The organism is Botrimarina colliarenosi (assembly GCF_007859955.1).
Classification (GTDB): Bacteria; Planctomycetota; Planctomycetia; order Pirellulales; family Lacipirellulaceae; genus Botrimarina; species Botrimarina colliarenosi.
In genome coordinates, this window is record NZ_SJPR01000008.1 from 5,194 (window position 1) to 19,664 (window position 14,471).

12 protein-coding genes and 1 pseudogene are annotated in these 14,471 nt (G+C 67.2%); 3 read left to right on the plus strand and 10 right to left on the minus strand.

Translation table 11 applies throughout. The features are described from left to right. The 7 genes and pseudogenes from Pla108_RS21080 to polA form a co-directional block, all read right to left on the minus strand. A pseudogene (locus Pla108_RS21080) lies at positions 1–425 on the minus strand (hypothetical protein); the annotation flags it as partial. Positions 426–738: 313 nt separating this feature from the next. After that, positions 739–1,671, minus strand: coding sequence for a signal recognition particle-docking protein FtsY (gene ftsY, locus Pla108_RS18890; RefSeq protein ID WP_146446542.1), 933 nt, complete (start codon positions 1,669–1,671; stop codon positions 739–741). Positions 1,672–1,750: 79 nt separating this feature from the next. Further along, positions 1,751–2,158 (minus strand): transcription antitermination factor NusB, encoded by a 408-nt coding sequence (gene nusB / locus Pla108_RS18895; protein WP_146446543.1) that lies wholly within the window; start codon positions 2,156–2,158, stop codon positions 1,751–1,753. 207 nt (positions 2,159–2,365) lie between these two features. Beyond that, complete coding sequence (gene ribH, locus Pla108_RS18900; RefSeq protein ID WP_146446544.1) at positions 2,366–2,845, minus strand: 6,7-dimethyl-8-ribityllumazine synthase; 480 nt, start codon at positions 2,843–2,845, stop codon at positions 2,366–2,368. Between the two features lie 180 nt (positions 2,846–3,025). Then, the gene (rho, locus tag Pla108_RS18905; protein ID WP_197526724.1) at positions 3,026–4,453 is read right to left on the minus strand and encodes a transcription termination factor Rho; all 1,428 of its coding nucleotides are present in this window, start codon (positions 4,451–4,453) and stop codon (positions 3,026–3,028) included. 555 nt (positions 4,454–5,008) lie between these two features. Then, entirely contained in the window at positions 5,009–5,632 is a 624-nt protein-coding gene (coaE, locus tag Pla108_RS18910) for a dephospho-CoA kinase (RefSeq protein WP_197526705.1), read from the minus strand. A gap of 173 nt (positions 5,633–5,805) precedes the next feature. Beyond that, the gene (gene polA / locus Pla108_RS18915) at positions 5,806–8,535 is read right to left on the minus strand and encodes a DNA polymerase I (protein ID WP_146446652.1); all 2,730 of its coding nucleotides are present in this window, start codon (positions 8,533–8,535) and stop codon (positions 5,806–5,808) included. A gap of 504 nt (positions 8,536–9,039) precedes the next feature. Here polA and Pla108_RS18920 point away from each other — a divergent pair. Beyond that, positions 9,040–10,395 carry a hypothetical protein gene (locus Pla108_RS18920; protein WP_146446547.1) on the plus strand — a complete coding sequence of 452 codons (1,356 nt, stop codon included), beginning with the start codon at positions 9,040–9,042 and terminating at the stop codon, positions 10,393–10,395. A gap of 175 nt (positions 10,396–10,570) precedes the next feature. On the opposite strand, the gene Pla108_RS18925 is transcribed toward Pla108_RS18920, so the two are convergent. Next, on the minus strand, positions 10,571–10,963 hold the full coding sequence (locus Pla108_RS18925) for a hypothetical protein (protein ID WP_146446548.1): 393 nt from the start codon (positions 10,961–10,963) through the stop codon (positions 10,571–10,573). Continuing rightward, the gene (locus tag Pla108_RS18930; protein WP_146446549.1) at positions 10,963–12,594 is read right to left on the minus strand and encodes a HEAT repeat domain-containing protein; all 1,632 of its coding nucleotides are present in this window, start codon (positions 12,592–12,594) and stop codon (positions 10,963–10,965) included. Before Pla108_RS18930 ends, Pla108_RS18925 begins: the two co-directional genes overlap by 1 nt. A 237-nt stretch (positions 12,595–12,831) precedes the next feature. Between Pla108_RS18930 and Pla108_RS18935 the strand changes: the two genes are divergently transcribed. Together Pla108_RS18935 and Pla108_RS18940 are read left to right on the plus strand one after the other, a co-directional pair. Further along, a complete protein-coding gene (locus Pla108_RS18935; RefSeq protein WP_146446550.1) occupies positions 12,832–13,116 on the plus strand; it encodes a hypothetical protein in 285 nt (94 codons plus the stop codon). Further along, positions 13,113–13,931, plus strand: a complete 819-nt coding sequence (locus Pla108_RS18940; RefSeq protein ID WP_146446551.1) for a TatD family hydrolase — start codon at positions 13,113–13,115, stop codon at positions 13,929–13,931. Before Pla108_RS18935 ends, Pla108_RS18940 begins: the two co-directional genes overlap by 4 nt. Before the next feature lie 39 nt (positions 13,932–13,970). On the opposite strand, the gene Pla108_RS18945 is transcribed toward Pla108_RS18940, so the two are convergent. Then, positions 13,971–14,318: a type II secretion system protein gene (locus Pla108_RS18945; RefSeq protein WP_146446552.1), complete on the minus strand. Its 348-nt coding sequence runs from the start codon at positions 14,316–14,318 to the stop codon at positions 13,971–13,973. Between the last annotated feature and the right edge of the window lie 153 nt (positions 14,319–14,471).

Genomic DNA, 14,471 nt, shown 5'->3' on the forward strand with positions numbered 1-14,471 from the left:
GTGTTCTGCGTGTGGAAGCCCACTTGGGTCCAACCGCCGAACGTGATCGGGCTGCAGCCGCACGGGTCGAGGTGGCCCTGGAGGGTCCACGGATCGCCCAGGCAGCAATCGCCGAACAGGCTGCACGTCGAGCCACAGCCACACGCGTCGCCGCAGCAGCCGTCGTACGCGGGTGACTCGTCGCAGCAAGCGGCCGAGGCGAACGACATCGGCGCGGCGCCAACGTCGTACGACGTCGCGACCGGCGCGCCAGCGGCCGACGGGTTCGGCGGCGCCACCGAGGGCAGCGTCTCGAGGGGCTGGTTGTAATAGCTCTGGTACTGCAGCGGCGCGGGGGCGACCGAAGCGGGTTGGGCGACCTGGTCGGCCGCCGCGTAGCCGGCGACGGCAAACGCCGTCAGCCCAGCAAGGGCGTGACGTTTCATAAGACTCACACTGCTCCAGGATCGGGAAGGCGGGGGCTAGCTGCCGGGAGGGAGCGGTGGCGCAGGCCTCCTCGCGGCCCGCGTCGCTAGCTAGCACTGATATCGCCAGGCAGCGGGCCGCGTATGAACCTTGAAGCACGCCCGTCAGCTAGAAATGCTGGCGTCGCGGTAAGCCTTGCCGAGGTGCGGAACACTACCGATTAGGCAACGGCGGCGGCTTTTCCCCGCGTGAGCAAGACGGCGGGAAAATGAGACCAACTGTGGGGGGTCTCCAGACCCCTCCCACAAACAGACCCAGGCGCTTCGACACCGTCTATGCGGTGGCCGCCAAGACGTCCGAGAACAGAGCGTCGACGAACTCGTCCGGGTTGAACGGCGCGAGGTCCTCGTGGCTCTCGCCCAACCCGACGTACTTGACCGGCAGGCCGAGCTGCTGGCGGATCGAGACGACGACGCCCCCCTTGGCGGTGCCATCGAGCTTGGCCAGCACGATGCCGGTGCAGCCCGCCGCGTCGGCGAACTTGCTCGCTTGGCTGACGCCGTTCTGGCCGGTGGTGGCGTCGAGCACCAGCAGCACCTCGTGCGGCGAGCCCGGGAGCGCCTTCGCCAGCGCGGCGCGGATCTTCGTCAGCTCGGCCATCAGGTCGGACTGCGTCTGTAGCCGGCCGGCCGTGTCGATAATCGCCACGTCGATCTTGTCGGCAAGCGCCTTTTCGACCGTCTGGTAGCCGACCGTCGCCGGGTGGGTCCCGCTCGGGGCGGTGACGATGCTGGCGCCGAGGCGGTCGGCCCAGATCGTCAGCTGCTGCACGGCCGCGGCGCGGAACGTGTCGCCGGCGCCCAGCACAACGCTCTTTCCCTCGCTCCTGAACTGGCTGGCCAGCTTGGCGATCGAGGTCGTCTTGCCCGCGCCGTTGACGCCGCACACCATGACGACGGTCGGGCCGCTGGCGGCGTACTCGATCGGCGAGGCGGGCTGGTGCATCAGCTCCTTGAGCTTCGCCTTGAGGACGTCAACGACCTCCTCGAGCTGCACGACGCGGCCGCGGAGCTTCTTGCCGATCTCCTCGACCAGGGCCTCGGTCGAGTCGTACCCCATGTCGGTGCGGAAGAGGATGCCGCGGACCTCTTCGAGGAACTCCTCGTCGATCAGCCGCCCCTCGCTCTTGAAGAGGTCGCGGATGTCGGTGTTGAGGACGGCGCCCGTCTTTTTGAGACCGGCTTTGATGCGGCTGAAGAAGCCCATGCGGGAGGCGGCTGGCTGGAGACGATGCGGCGGAGGAAAAATGGCGAGCCGGCTATTCTCAATCCTCGAGCCGTTCGCCTCAAGCCTCGGCCGGCTGTCGCGGCAGCTTGTCGAGGATGCCGTTCACAAAGCCGCTCGATTGGGCGCTGCCGAAACGCTTGGCGAGTTCGACCGCTTCGTTGATCGCCACGGCGCGGGGGGTCTCGCCGTGGAGGACCTCGTAGGCGGCCAGCCGGAGGATGTTGCGGTCGGCGCCCGCCATCCGCTTCAGGCTCCAGTTCTGGGCGATCTCGCCGAGCCGTTCGTCGATCGCTGCGCAGTTCTGGCGGACCCCCAAGACGATCCGCAGGGCGAAATCCTCACCGTCCTGGTTGTTGAGCCGGCCGTGGAGGAAGTCGGTCAGCTCGGTCCCCGAATTGCGCGGGTTGACGTCGTCCTCAAAGAGGATCTGCAGGGCGACTTCGCGGGCGCGGCGACGGAGGGACATGCGGCGGGAGCAAACTTTCGGGGCGGGGGCGATCCCCTAAGGATAACCGCTGGGGCGCGGGGTACGCCAAGGGGCGGCGAAGAATAGGACTGTGGGAGGGGTCTCCAGACGCCGATGACGCGCACCATGCCGTTTCGGAATCGATGCCGTCATCGGCGTCTGGAGACGCCTCCCACAAGCACGCACTCCTCCCACAAGCGGTTCCCGCTACGACGTTGGCAGCGACTTAAGAATCGCCACCATCCGCAGGGCGGCTTCGGCGCACTCGGCGCCCTTGTTCCCCTTTGCCCCCCCCGCGCGGGCGACCGCGTGCTCGCGGGAGTCCACCATCAGCACGCCGAACAGCACCGGCAGCGAGTGCTCGGTGGCGATCCGCATGAGGGCGTCAGTCACGCCGTGGTTGATCCAGTGGTCGTGGGCGGTCTGGCCCTTGATGACCGCGCCGAGGGTGATAATCGCCCCGTAGCGACACGTGTCGGCCAGCCGCTGCACGACGACCGGGATCTCCCACGCGCCCGGGACCCAAACGACATCGATCTGATCGTCCGGCACCCCCGCCCCCGTCAGCGTCGCCACCGCGCCGTCGGCGAGCGGCTGAGTAATGTCATCGCGATTCCACTCGGCGACGACAACCGCATAGCGGGCGTTCTTGGCGACTTCGGTAGCAGGTTCGATCAGGTTGGGCATCGATTCAATTTTAGAGTACGAAAAAAGGGAACCACGGAGGCACAAAGAACACAAAGGACGATGAAAGAGAAGAGCCCACGAATTTCACGAATGGCCACGAATCTTCTCGAACGAGATTCGCGTCGATTCGTTTGATTCGTGGGCTCTTCTTTGTGCCCTTCGTGCCTTCGTGGTTCTCAACTAGTCCTTCAGCGACATCAAGAACTCGGCGTTCGACTTCGTCTTGCCCAGGCGGGTCGTCAGCAGGTCCATCGCCTCGGGCGGGTTCATCTCCGACAGGACGCGGCGCAAGACGCTTACGCGGCGGTGCTCTTCGGGGTCCATCAGCATCTCCTCGCGGCGGGTGCCGCTGCGGTCGATGTCGATGGCGGGCCAGATCCGTTTATCGACCAGCTTCCGGTCGAGGAAGATCTCTTGGTTGCCGGTCCCCTTGAACTCTTCGAAGATCACCTCGTCCATGCGGCTGCCGGTGTCGATCAGCGCCGTGGCGATGATGGTGAGCGAGCCCCCCTCCTCGACCTTGCGGGCCGAGCCGAAGAACCGCTTGGGGCGCTGCATGGCGTTGGCGTCGAGGCCGCCCGACAGGACCTTGCCGCTCGGCGGGCACTCCGAGTTCCACGCCCGGGCGAGCCGCGTCACCGAGTCGAGGAAGATCACCACGTCGCGGCCGTACTCGACCATCCGCTTGGCCTTCTCGATCACCATCTCCGAGACCTGCACGTGCCGCGAGGCGGGCTCGTCGAACGTGCTGCTGATGACCTCGCAGTTGGGGCCTTTGACCTCGCGCTCCATGTCGGTGACCTCTTCGGGCCGCTCGTCGATCAGGAGCATCATGACGTAGGCGTCCGGGTAGTTTTGCAGGACGCTCTTCGCCATCTTCTGCATCAGGATCGTCTTGCCGGCGCGCGGCGGGCTGACGATCAGGCCGCGTTGGCCGAAGCCGATCGGCACAATCAGGTCGACGACCCGCATCGCCAGCTCTTCGGGCGTGGTCTCCATCGAGATCCGGTGATCGGGATGGATCGCCGTCAGGTCGTCGTAGGGGATCTTCTTGGTGAGCTTGTTCGGGTCCTCGCCGTTGATCGACTCGACCCGCAGCAGGGCGAAGTAGCGCTCGTTCTCCTTCGGCGGCCGGATGGTGCCGGTGACGGTGTTGCCGTTGCGGAGGTTGAAGCGGCGGATCTGGCTCGGCGAGACGTAGATGTCGTCCGGGCAAGAGAGGTAGTGGTAGTCGGGGCTGCGGAGGAAGCCGAACCCGTCCGGCAGGATTTCGAGGGTCCCCTGCCCCACCATCATCCCCTGGAGCTTCACGCGCTCTTTGAGGATGCGGAAGATCAGATCCTGCTTCTTGAGGCCGGCGGTGTTCTCGACCCCCTCGGTCTCGGCGATTTCGAGCAGCTCTTGGGTCGAGAGCTGCTGGAGGACCGCGATGTGGATGTTTTGGTCGGGCTCGGTCGCCTTGGCGATGGCGCCGCCGCTGCGGCGGACGCGCTCGGCCGCCTTGTCGAGCTCTTCGGCAATCGACAGCGGCTCTTCGTTGTCGAGTTGGCGGAGCAGTTCTTTGTCGATCTGCTCGCTCGGCGGGGCGTACCGCGTCGGGCGCCGCATGTGAGGCCCGCCGGTGCCCGACGGACCGCCGGTGCGACCGCGGATGCCACGCAAGGGACCACGGCCGGACGACGTCGAGCCGTGCCGGTCGGAGGAAGAATCGTTGTCGGGAGCGTTATCGGCCATGACGAGGGCTCCAGCACTGCGCAGTCGTCAAGCGACGAGTCCGCCCGCCAGGAGGCAGGGAGTCGGGGTCTGCACAGGGCTTGGGGGGAGAGTCCGACACAGTAGCTGGAACGCAAGAAGCGCCGGGCTAACCGAGCCAGAGAGGGAGGTGGGATGGGGGATTAGGTCAGGGTCGCCGCAAGGGCGGGCAGGACCACCGAGACGAAGGAGTCGCGTCAGGTGGGAGCAGCGGGGGTCCGACACGCCAGCAGGTGGACGCCAAAAGGCAACCGCCGGCCGGGAGCCAGCTGCCCACCGGCGTGTCCAGAACGGACAAACCAGTGGGCCTAGTCAGTATGCCAAACGCATGTCGCCGATGGTAGCAAAATCGGCGTCATCGAAGACCAAATCTGAGGGAAAACACTGTTATCGCGACAACCCGACGTCCGATTAGCGGGCGTCGGGCAGCCCCCAGCGTCGCCAAACCCGGTCAACGACCTCCCTCGCCGCGGCCTCATCAGCGCCGGGCACGACCACGTCGGCAGCGGCTCGCTTCGCGTCGATTGGCGTCTGCGAAGCCTCGCGACGGGCCAATTCGTCGGCGGACCAGCCCCGTGTAGCCGCCCGCTGCTGACGAACCGCCAGCGGGGTATCCACAAAGAGGACCGCGTCGCACTCGTCGGCCCAACCCGCCTCGATCAGCAGCGGGATGTCGAGCACCGCCACGGCGACGCCCTGCCCGGCCGCCCCGCCCCCGGCAATCCTGTCGAGTTCTGCCCGCAGCCGCTGGCGGACCCGCGGATGGACGAGATTCTCTAAGAACCGCCGCTCGGCGGTCGCGGCGGCGTCGTCCCCAAACACCCGCCGGGCGATCTCCCCCCGGCGGAGCGAGCCATCCTCCGCCAGAACGCCCGCGCCCCAGCGGTCCACCAACGCGTCACGCACCGCCGGCTCGGCAAGCACCGCGTGGGCATGCCGGTCGGCGTCGAGCACCACGGCGCCCCGCTCCGCCAAGAGCGCAGCGACGAAGGACTTGCCGCTGGCGATCCCACCGGTGAGGCCGAGGATGGTCATCGTCTCTCCCAGTTCATCGAAGAACCACAAAGGAACCACGAAACGAAGGGAGTTTGCCAGCCCACGAATTACACGAATCTTCGCGAATCGTTCTATTCGTGCTTATTCGTGTGATTCGTGGGCTGACAAACTCATCCTTAGTTTCTTGGTTCCTTGGTGGTTCAAATCTTTCATCAGCACTCGGCCCAGTTGTCGCCGACGCCGATGTCGACCGCCAGCGGCGTGCGGAGGTCGGCGACGCCCTGCATCTCTTCGGTCACGAGGGTCGTCAGTTGTTCGACTTCTTCTTCGGGGGCGTCGAACACCAGTTCGTCGTGGATTTGGAGGATCAGCTTCGTGCGGAGCCCCTCGCCGCGCAGCCGGCGGCTGACGGCGAGCATCGCTAGTTTAATCAGGTCCGCAGCGGTCCCCTGGATCACCGTGTTGACCGCGGTCCGCTCGGGCAGGTTCATCTGGATCGGCTGCGGGCGGTCGTCGAACAGCGAGCCCTTGGGGATCGACGGCTTGCGGACGCCGGCGATCGATCGGCGGCGGCCTAACAGCGTTTCGACGTAGCCCTGCTGGGCGGCCGTGTCGAGCGTGTCGAGCATGAAGTCGGCCACGCCCGGGTAGCGGGCGAAGTAGTCGGAGATGAACCGGGCCGCCACGTCCTGGGGGATGCCGAGCGACTTGGCGAGGCCGAACGCGCTCTGGCCGTAGATGATGCCGAAGTTGACCGCCTTGGCGCCGCGGCGCATCTCGCTGGTGACCTCCTCCAGCGGCACGCCGTTCACCTGGCTGGCGACCAGCGTGTGGATGTCTTGCCCCTCGGCGAACGCTTGGCAGAGCGTGTCGTCCTGGCTGAAGTGGGCCAACACCCGTAGCTCGATCTGCGAGTAGTCGGCCGCGAGGAGCTTCCAGCCCGGCTCAGAGGCCGTGAAGGCGGAACGGATCTGGCGCCCCTCCTCGGTGCGGATCGGGATGTTCTGCAAGTTGGGGTCGCTACAGCTCAGCCGGCCCGTGGCGGCGACCACCTGATTGAACGAGCAGTGGACGCGACCCGTCTGCGGGTTCACCAGCAGCGGCAAGGCGTCGACGTAGGTGCCGCGGAGCTTGGCGTACTGGCGGTGCTCGACGATCAGCTTCGGCAGCGGGTGCTGGGACGCCAGCTCCTCGAGCACGGCCGCGTCGGTCGAGGGGCCCGTCTTGGTGCGGCGGATCGGTTTGAGGCCGATTTCTTGGAACAAGACCTCCGCCAGTTGCTTCGGCGACGCCAAGTTGAAGGGGTGGCCGACGAGCTCCTCAATCTCCTCGGCGAGGGCTTGCAGCTTGTCCCCGAAGTCGGCGCTGAGCTGCCCGAGCCGCTCGACGTCGACGCGGACGCCGTTCCACTCCATCTCCGCCAGGACGTCGACCAGCGGCGTCTCAAGGTCGTCGGCGAGCGTCAGCAGCCCGTCGTGGTCGAGCCGCTCGTGCAGCAGCGGCCAGAGCCGGAGCGGCACGTCGGCGTCCTCGGCGGCGTAGTCGGCGATCGCGGCGACGGGGACCTCGTCCATCCGCTTTTGCGATTTTCCTTTGCCGATCAGCTCGCTGATTTTGGTCGTCGTGTGGCCCAGGTAGCGCTGGGCGAGCACGTCGAGGTTGTGGGTCCGCTCGCCGGCGTCCAGCAAGTAACTGGCGATCATCGTGTCGAACACGAGGCCGCGGAGCGTCACGCCGGCGCCGCGGAGCACGATCATGTCGTACTTCAGGTTCTGGCCGATCTTGTGGACCGTGGCGTCCTCAAGAATCGGCCCGAGGGCCGCGATCACGTCCGCCAGCGGCAGCACCCGCTCGCCCGCCGGCGCCCGGACGGGGACGTAGGCGGCCTCCCCTTCGGCCCAGGCGAACGACAGCCCCACCAGCTCCGCTTCGCGCGGATTGACGCTGGTGGTCTCGGTGTCGATCGAGATCGTCTCGCACCCGGCAAGCGTCGTGGCCAATTCGGCCAGCGCCGCGGGCGTGTCGATCGTTTCGTAGGCGGATTCCCAATCGCTGGCGTCGGGGTCGGTGCCACGTCCGGCGAGGCCCGCCACCCGCTCGGCGATGCTGCGGAAGCCGAAGTCGGCGCACAGCTCGGCGAGCCGCTCGTGGTCGAACTCGCCGACGCGCGCCGCCTGCCAGTCGATCTCAAGGTCCATGTGCTGGTGGAGCCGCACTAGCTGCCGTGACAGTAGGGCCTGCTCGCGCCCTTCCATCAGATTCTGCTTACGTTTAGCGCCTTTGACGCGCTCGGCGTTGTCGAGCACCCCGTCGAGCGTTCCGAACTCGTCGAGCAGCTCCTTGGCAATCTTCGGACCAATGAGCGGCACGCCCGGGACGTTGTCGATCTTGTCGCCGACGAGCGCCTGGAAGTCGACCACCTGGTCGGGCCGGATCCCCCAGTCCGCGTAGAGAGCGACCGCGTCATAAACGAGGTCCTTGCGGATGTTGTAGACCGAGACGTGGTCGGTGATCAGCTGGCGGCTGTCCTTGTCGCCTGTCACGAGCCGGCACGTGACCTGGGCCTCGTCGCAGAGCCGGGCGACCGTCGCCAGCACGTCGTCCGCCTCGTAGCGAGGGACCGAGAGGACCGGCACCCCGAGGGCCCGGACCACTTCCTCGATCTTGGGGAACTGCGACCGCAGCTCGATCGGCGTCTCGCTCCGCTCGCCCTTGTAGACCGGATAGAGGTCGTGGCGGAACGTGTCCCCGGGGGGATCGAACGCACAGAGGATCGCATCGGGCCGCTTGTCCTCGATCAGCTTCAGCAGGTCCTTGGTGAAGCCAAAGACGGCGTTCACCGGCTCGCCGCGGGGGCTCGTCATCTCCGGGATGGCGTGAAACACCTGGAAAATGAGCGAGTAGGCGTCAACGACGTAGACGGTCGACCCGGCGGGGAGCATGTCGGACAAGGGGCGAGACGGGGGGTTGGTGGGGGGAGGGGGTGCTTCACTCCCGGCGCTGGCGCTGAGGGCTCCCATTTCGGACGTTGCTCCCGCACCGCCAGACGAGAGCCCTAAGCGCCAACGCCGGGAGTCGCCCGCAAAATCACCCCAAACCACCCAAACGGACAAAGTTCGGTCCAATCGGGCCCGCCGGCGCCGGTTTTGCGGCCTCTTGGGGGGGACTCTACCCCGTTCGTTGACAGGCGTTAATCCCCTAACTAGTTTCGACTTAGGTTCCGAAGTCCCCCGCGCCGCGCGGAGGGGCCCGGGATCGTTGTTCGCCGAGGGTTGCGACGCTTCACTAGTTGCGTCAGGCGGCCCTACGGCGGACACTCGCCTCCGCGTAAATCACTCCTTACCGGTTTCGCCCCGTCCCCCCAGTCGGTGGCGCCCCTGTTGGCGCCCGACCGCGGAACGGGTCCACCCGTAGGCCCTCGCTAGCAAGCGTTCGAAGGACTCCGCATGGCCGCCCGCCAGGACCAAAGCCAGACGATCGTGATCATCGTCTGCTCGATTCTGATCCTGCTGCTCGCAATCGTCGCGTACCTGACTTGGAGCTCCTCCAAGCAGGAGTTCGCCCGCGCCGAAGAACTAGCGACCCAAAAGCAGCAGGCCGAGAACGCCGCGCGGCAGAAGGTCCAAGAGGCCGAGTCGATGCTCGCGATGCTCGGCCTCGACGCCGGCGCCACCTTCACCGAGGTGCAGGAGCGTTACGAGGCCGACAAGAAGCAGTTCATGTCGACCTTCGAAGAAGGGACCCAGACCTACCGCAACGCGCTCGACTACATCTACACCGAGAACGCCAAGATCGCCCAGCAAGAGAACGAGGCGAAGAAGCAGGTCAAATCGCTCGAGCAACAACTCGTCGCGATCGAGGCAGAGAAGCAGAAGCAAATCGACGAAGCGGTCTCCGCCCGCGAGCAAGCCAAACAAGACCTCGCCGCCGAGCGCGCCCGCTTCGAGCGGGAGCGTGAGAGCATCGACCGCCAGAAGCGACAGCTCGCCCAGACGCTCGCCGACAAGGAGACCGAGTTCAACAGCCGCGTCGCCGTTGCGCAGTCGGCCCGCCAAGCGGCGGAAGACTCGCTCACCAAGGCGGAACGGTCACGCTCCACGCTGCTGGCCGAACGCAAGCAAGAGACCCCCAGCTCGGAGGTCGCCGACGGCGCCGTGACTTACGTCAACCAGGCGACGCAGACGGCGTGGATCGACCTCGGTGAGGAAGACTCGCTCCGCCGCCAAGTGACCTTCAGCGTTTTCGACTCGGCCCTCACCGACGCCGCCAAGGCGGAGAAGAAGGGGAGCCTCGAGGTGACACGGCTGCTGGGCGACCACATCGCCGAGGCCAAAATCACCAACGACGACCCCCGCAACCCGATCCTGCCGGGCGACCGCATCTACAGCCAGGTCTGGCAGCGTGGCAAGGCGCTCCGCTTCGGCCTCACCGGCCTGATCGATATCGACGGCGACGGCGTCAGCGACCTGCAACGCGCCAAGGACCTGATCGCCCTCAACGGCGCCAAGGTCGACGTGTCGCTCGAAGAAGACGGCACCGTCGACGGCGAGATGACGGTCGGCACCCGCTACCTGGTGCTGGGCGACTCGCCCGACCAGCCGAGCAAGGCCGCCTACCGCACCGGGTATCAAGACATGAGCCGCGAAGCGGCCAACCTCGGTGTCGAGACGATCTCGCTCACCGACTTCTTGAACCGGATGGGCTACAAGCCGGTGGAAGAGACCGTCCGATTCTCGGGCGGATCGAACAAGGGCGGCCCCGCCGGCGACGCGCCGCGGAGCTTCCGCTTCCGCACCCCGTGAGTCACGGGCCGGCCATCCGTTGACGGCCTGCTGGGGCTTTGTCAAAGCTAGGAAGAGGGGTTTGCTCCACGAGCCGTTTTGGCGCTTGCCACGGTTCTTGGTGATTCAAGCGGGGCTAGCGCCCAATCGGCTCATCCTAGGATTCAGCTTTGACATGGCGCTAGCCGAACACCTCCTAGCCGAACAACCGTCGCGCTAAGTCGGCGTCGCGCGTCGCCAGCGCTTCGCGGGCCTTGTCGGGCCGGACGAAGACCTCCGCCGGATCGGCCAAACCGAGTTCGTCCGCCACCTGGCGGCAATGGAACCGATCGCGGCGACTGAGACCGTGCGCCCGGATCAACTCGCTAAAGGGGCTCCTCGGCCGGTCCTTTCTCGACCAGTTCTCTTGCAGCTTGCCGAGGCGGCTAAGCAGCCAGAACCCCAAAGCGAAACCGGCCACCAGCAGGACGAGCCCGACCGCGTCGCTGAGATCCCAGCGGAGGGCCTGGCCGCTAAACCGGTCGCCGAGGCGGTTCCAGTTGGAACGCTGCGCCAGCAGCGTGAGGGCCCAGATTGTTGCGTCGCTCATCATCGGACCTCCATCAGCGTTTCAAGCGACTGGCCCGTAAGCTTTTCGAGACACTCCTGGGCGGCGCGACGCAAGGCGCTGGCGCGCGAGCCGACCGCTTCAACCAGCGCGTCGATGACCTCCGTTGTTGGCGTCACGGAGCCCAGCAGCTGCGCGCACTCGACGCGGACACCGAGGTCCTTATCCGCCACCAGCGTTTCGGTCAGGGAGTCGACGAGGACGTTGGCCAAGTCCATCAAGCCGATCAACTCGAGCGCCTTCAGTCGACGCGACACCGCCGCCGCCCCCAGCTCGGACCGCAGGGAGGCGACCGCCAGGGGGTCCGCCTTGCCGACGAGTCGGCCCACGTCGCCCCGCACCTCCGGGGGTAAGTCGTGGAGCGAGTCTCGGTAGGCCGTGAACGAGAGTTCTTGCAGCGTCTTGCCCGCCGCGTCGCGGACCGGGGCGTCAGGAGACTCGAGCATCGCCACCAAGACGGTGGTCGCGTTCGGGTAATCCTTCTTGCGGACCATCCGCACCGCCGTGGCCACCACCGCCGGATCAGCTGCCTGCAGCGCTCGCCACAAGGGCTCTTCCGCCAAGCGGGTTGGCAAGACGCTGATCGCCCGGCAAGCCGCAAGCCGAGCGACCGCGTGCTCACTCGCGAGGACCGTCAGGATGGCGCTGGCGAGCGCGCTGCGGCTCGCCTGCGACGCGCTCGCTAGCTGGATCGCGGTCGCTTGCGCCGGGCCCGACAAGTCGGCCAGCACCGCGACGCGATCGGGTTCGAGCCATGAGAAGAAGCCCAGCCGCTGGCAGTTCTCACGGACCCGGAGCCCGACGGGGTAGCCGACGAGCGTCAGCAAGGCTGTGAGCCCCGCCCGGTCGTACCGCTCCGCCACGATCTCGAGAAGAGCCTGCGGAGAGCGAAGGTCCGCAAGCAAGGCGGCGAGTATCGAGATGGCGCCCGGGCAACTGCTTGTCTGCAGCGCCGTTTGTAGCGCGTCGTGCGCCGGGTGGGTATCGGTGCGGAGGGCGCGGAGCAGCGCCGGCTCGTCGCCGGGCGTCAGCAGCAGCAGCGCCTGTAGCAGGTCGTGTTCTCCATGCTCGCCGAACCGATCGAGCGCCGTCACCAACGCGTTGACCGCCGCCCGACGGGCGAAGGCGGGGTCCTGTGGTCGGGGTCCCTCGCCGGCGTGGACGGCCGGGTCGTAGTGGCGGACCCGCTCCTCAAGGCGTACCGCGAGGAGGAGGGCGTCGGCCGCCAGCGCGCCCGAAAGGTCATCGGGACAGGCGAGCGCGACGGTGACAATCGCCGGCAGGGCCTCCGTGAGGCCGAGCGCCGCCGCCACTTCGCTGCCTCGCCGGGCCAGCTTCGGCGCTTCGGGGCGGATCAGCGAGGGAAGGGCTTCCGCAAGCGGCGTCGTCTCCGGGAGCTCGCGGAGGGCCGCTTGGGCGTCGGCGGGGAGTTGGGAAAAAGCCTCCACCAGTTTCCGGTGGCCCGCGACGTCCTCCCGCAACGCCAGCACGCGAACCGCCCCCAGCCGTAGCGCCGGCTCCTCGGACTGCAGCGCAATCAGCAGCAACTCGGTCGCCCGCGGATTGGGCGAGCCGAGGAGCGTCCGGAGCGTCAGTTCAATCGCAGAGGCCACAAGGAAGGCCCACAGGGAGGGAGACGGCGGGCAGAGGCGGCCCAATCGGCAGAACTTATCGGGGCAGCGCGTCAACGGTTATGTCGTCCCCGCGAGCCGACCGGTATCAGCCGCCGCCTGCGTAGTCGCCGCATCCGTGGAACCGCGGTGGCGGAGTTGGCGGAGTTGTCCGATCGCACCGACGCGACCAGACTGGTTGTTCTGGTTACACCGCTTCCCCCGATTGCCAACGCTCCCGTGCCCGAAACGCCTCCAGCCCTCACCGACGCCGAACTAGCCGGCCGCGAATGGCCGGCCCTGCGGGCGTCGATTATCGATATCGCCGCGGCGCTCGACCGGCTCGACGCCACCGGCGGCAGCGAGTCGGCCCGCGTCCGCGCCGAGGCGGAGGCCCTGCTGAGGACCCTCCTCGCGGCGGGCGACGCCGACCGCGCCGAACGCCTCCTGGAGCAGCTCAGCCGGCCGTACGACCCCGCCTGGCGCAAGCGGTTTGCGGCCGACAACCCCGACGAGTCGCTATGAACTTCTTCGATCCCCACCTCCACATGGTGTCGCGGACCACGGACGACTACGCCCTGCTGGCGCGGATGGGGTGCGTCGCGGTCAGCGAGCCGGCGTTCTGGGCGGGCTACGACCGCAGCGGCGTCGAGGGCTTCCGCGACTACTTCCGACAACTGACCGAGTTCGAGCCGACCCGCGCCCGTCAGCACGGCATTGAGCACTACACGTGGCTCTGCATCAACGCCAAGGAGGCGGAGAACGTCGCGCTGTCGCGCGAGGTGATCGCGATGATCCCCGAGTTCCTTGATCGCCCTGGGGTGATTGGGATCGGCGAGATCGGGCTCAACAAGAACACCCCCAATGAGGCGACGGTGTTCGCCGAGCACGTCGACCTCGCCGCCCGGCTCGGTGAGCTGGTGCTGATCCACACGCCGCACCTCGCCGACAAGCTGCAAGGGACGCGGATGATTCTCGACCTGCTGCGCGACGACGGCCGCCTCGCGCCCGAGCGAGTGCTCGTCGACCACGTCGAAGAGCACACCGTCCGCCCCGTGCTGAACGAGGGCTACTGGGCCGGCATGACGCTCTACCCCACCAGCAAATGCACGCCGGCCCGCGCCGCCGACATCGTCGAGCGCTACGGGCCCGAGCGGCTGCTGGTGAACTCGGCCGGCGACTGGGGGCCTTCGCGCCCGACGGCGGTGCCCGACTTTATCTTTGAGATGCGGGCCCGCGGCCATGCCGAGGCGACGATCCGCCGCGTCGTGCTCGACAACCCCCTGGCGTTCTTCGCCGGCTGCAAGCGCTTCGAGCCGCCCGCACGGCTGGCCCCCTGATAAGAGCGGGCCGTCTGAACAAGTGCGGGGCGCCGACGGCTAGTGATTGCCGTCGGTATGCCCAACGACGCGGTACCGATCCCCCGTCACGTCGATCGTGTAAGCCGCCCCCGAGACCGGGCAGGCCGGGATCCCGTCGGGGAAGTAGGCGAGGACGTCCAGTTCATTGAGGTCGGCGCTTGGCCAGACGCCGTTGGCGTTGCGGTAGCGCTCGACCGCCGAGTGGATGTGGCCACAGTTGTAGACGCACGTCCTGTCTTTGGCGGTGTCGGAGCTGCTGATCACGCGCGGAACAATGATCGCGGCGAGGATGCCGAGGATCGTCACGACGGCGAGCAACTCCATCAAGGAGAAGCCGTAGCGGTTGTTCGGGGTGGCGTTTGGCATGGCGTGGCGCCCGCTCGACTCGCGGATCAAGGACGCTCGGAGACGCCCCTCGTACGGAAGGAATAGCTCGCCGAGGTGCGGCCCCGACGGCATTGCCCCCGCCGGCGCCTCGCATGCGCCTCACCGAGGGCGGGTGGCGCGGGTTGTCCGGGT

Excerpts from the sequence above, each read along its gene's own strand:
- ftsY (WP_146446542.1), bottom strand. The coding sequence starts at position 1,671 with ATGGGCTTCTTCAGCCGCATCAAAGCCGGTCTCAAAAAGACGGGCGCC.
- coaE (WP_197526705.1), bottom strand. The coding sequence starts at position 5,632 with ATGACCATCCTCGGCCTCACCGGTGGGATCGCCAGCGGCAAGTCCTTC.
- Pla108_RS18925 (WP_146446548.1), bottom strand. The coding sequence starts at position 10,963 with ATGAGCGACGCAACAATCTGGGCCCTCACGCTGCTGGCGCAGCGTTCC.
- Pla108_RS18940 (WP_146446551.1), top strand. The coding sequence starts at position 13,113 with ATGAACTTCTTCGATCCCCACCTCCACATGGTGTCGCGGACCACGGAC.
- Pla108_RS18920 (WP_146446547.1), top strand. The coding sequence starts at position 9,040 with ATGGCCGCCCGCCAGGACCAAAGCCAGACGATCGTGATCATCGTCTGC.
- nusB (WP_146446543.1), bottom strand. The coding sequence starts at position 2,158 with ATGTCCCTCCGTCGCCGCGCCCGCGAAGTCGCCCTGCAGATCCTCTTT.
- Pla108_RS18945 (WP_146446552.1), bottom strand. The coding sequence starts at position 14,318 with ATGCCAAACGCCACCCCGAACAACCGCTACGGCTTCTCCTTGATGGAG.
- rho (WP_197526724.1), bottom strand. The coding sequence starts at position 4,453 with ATGCGGCGCCCGACGCGGTACGCCCCGCCGAGCGAGCAGATCGACAAA.
- ribH (WP_146446544.1), bottom strand. The coding sequence starts at position 2,845 with ATGCCCAACCTGATCGAACCTGCTACCGAAGTCGCCAAGAACGCCCGC.
- polA (WP_146446652.1), bottom strand. The coding sequence starts at position 8,535 with ATGCTCCCCGCCGGGTCGACCGTCTACGTCGTTGACGCCTACTCGCTC.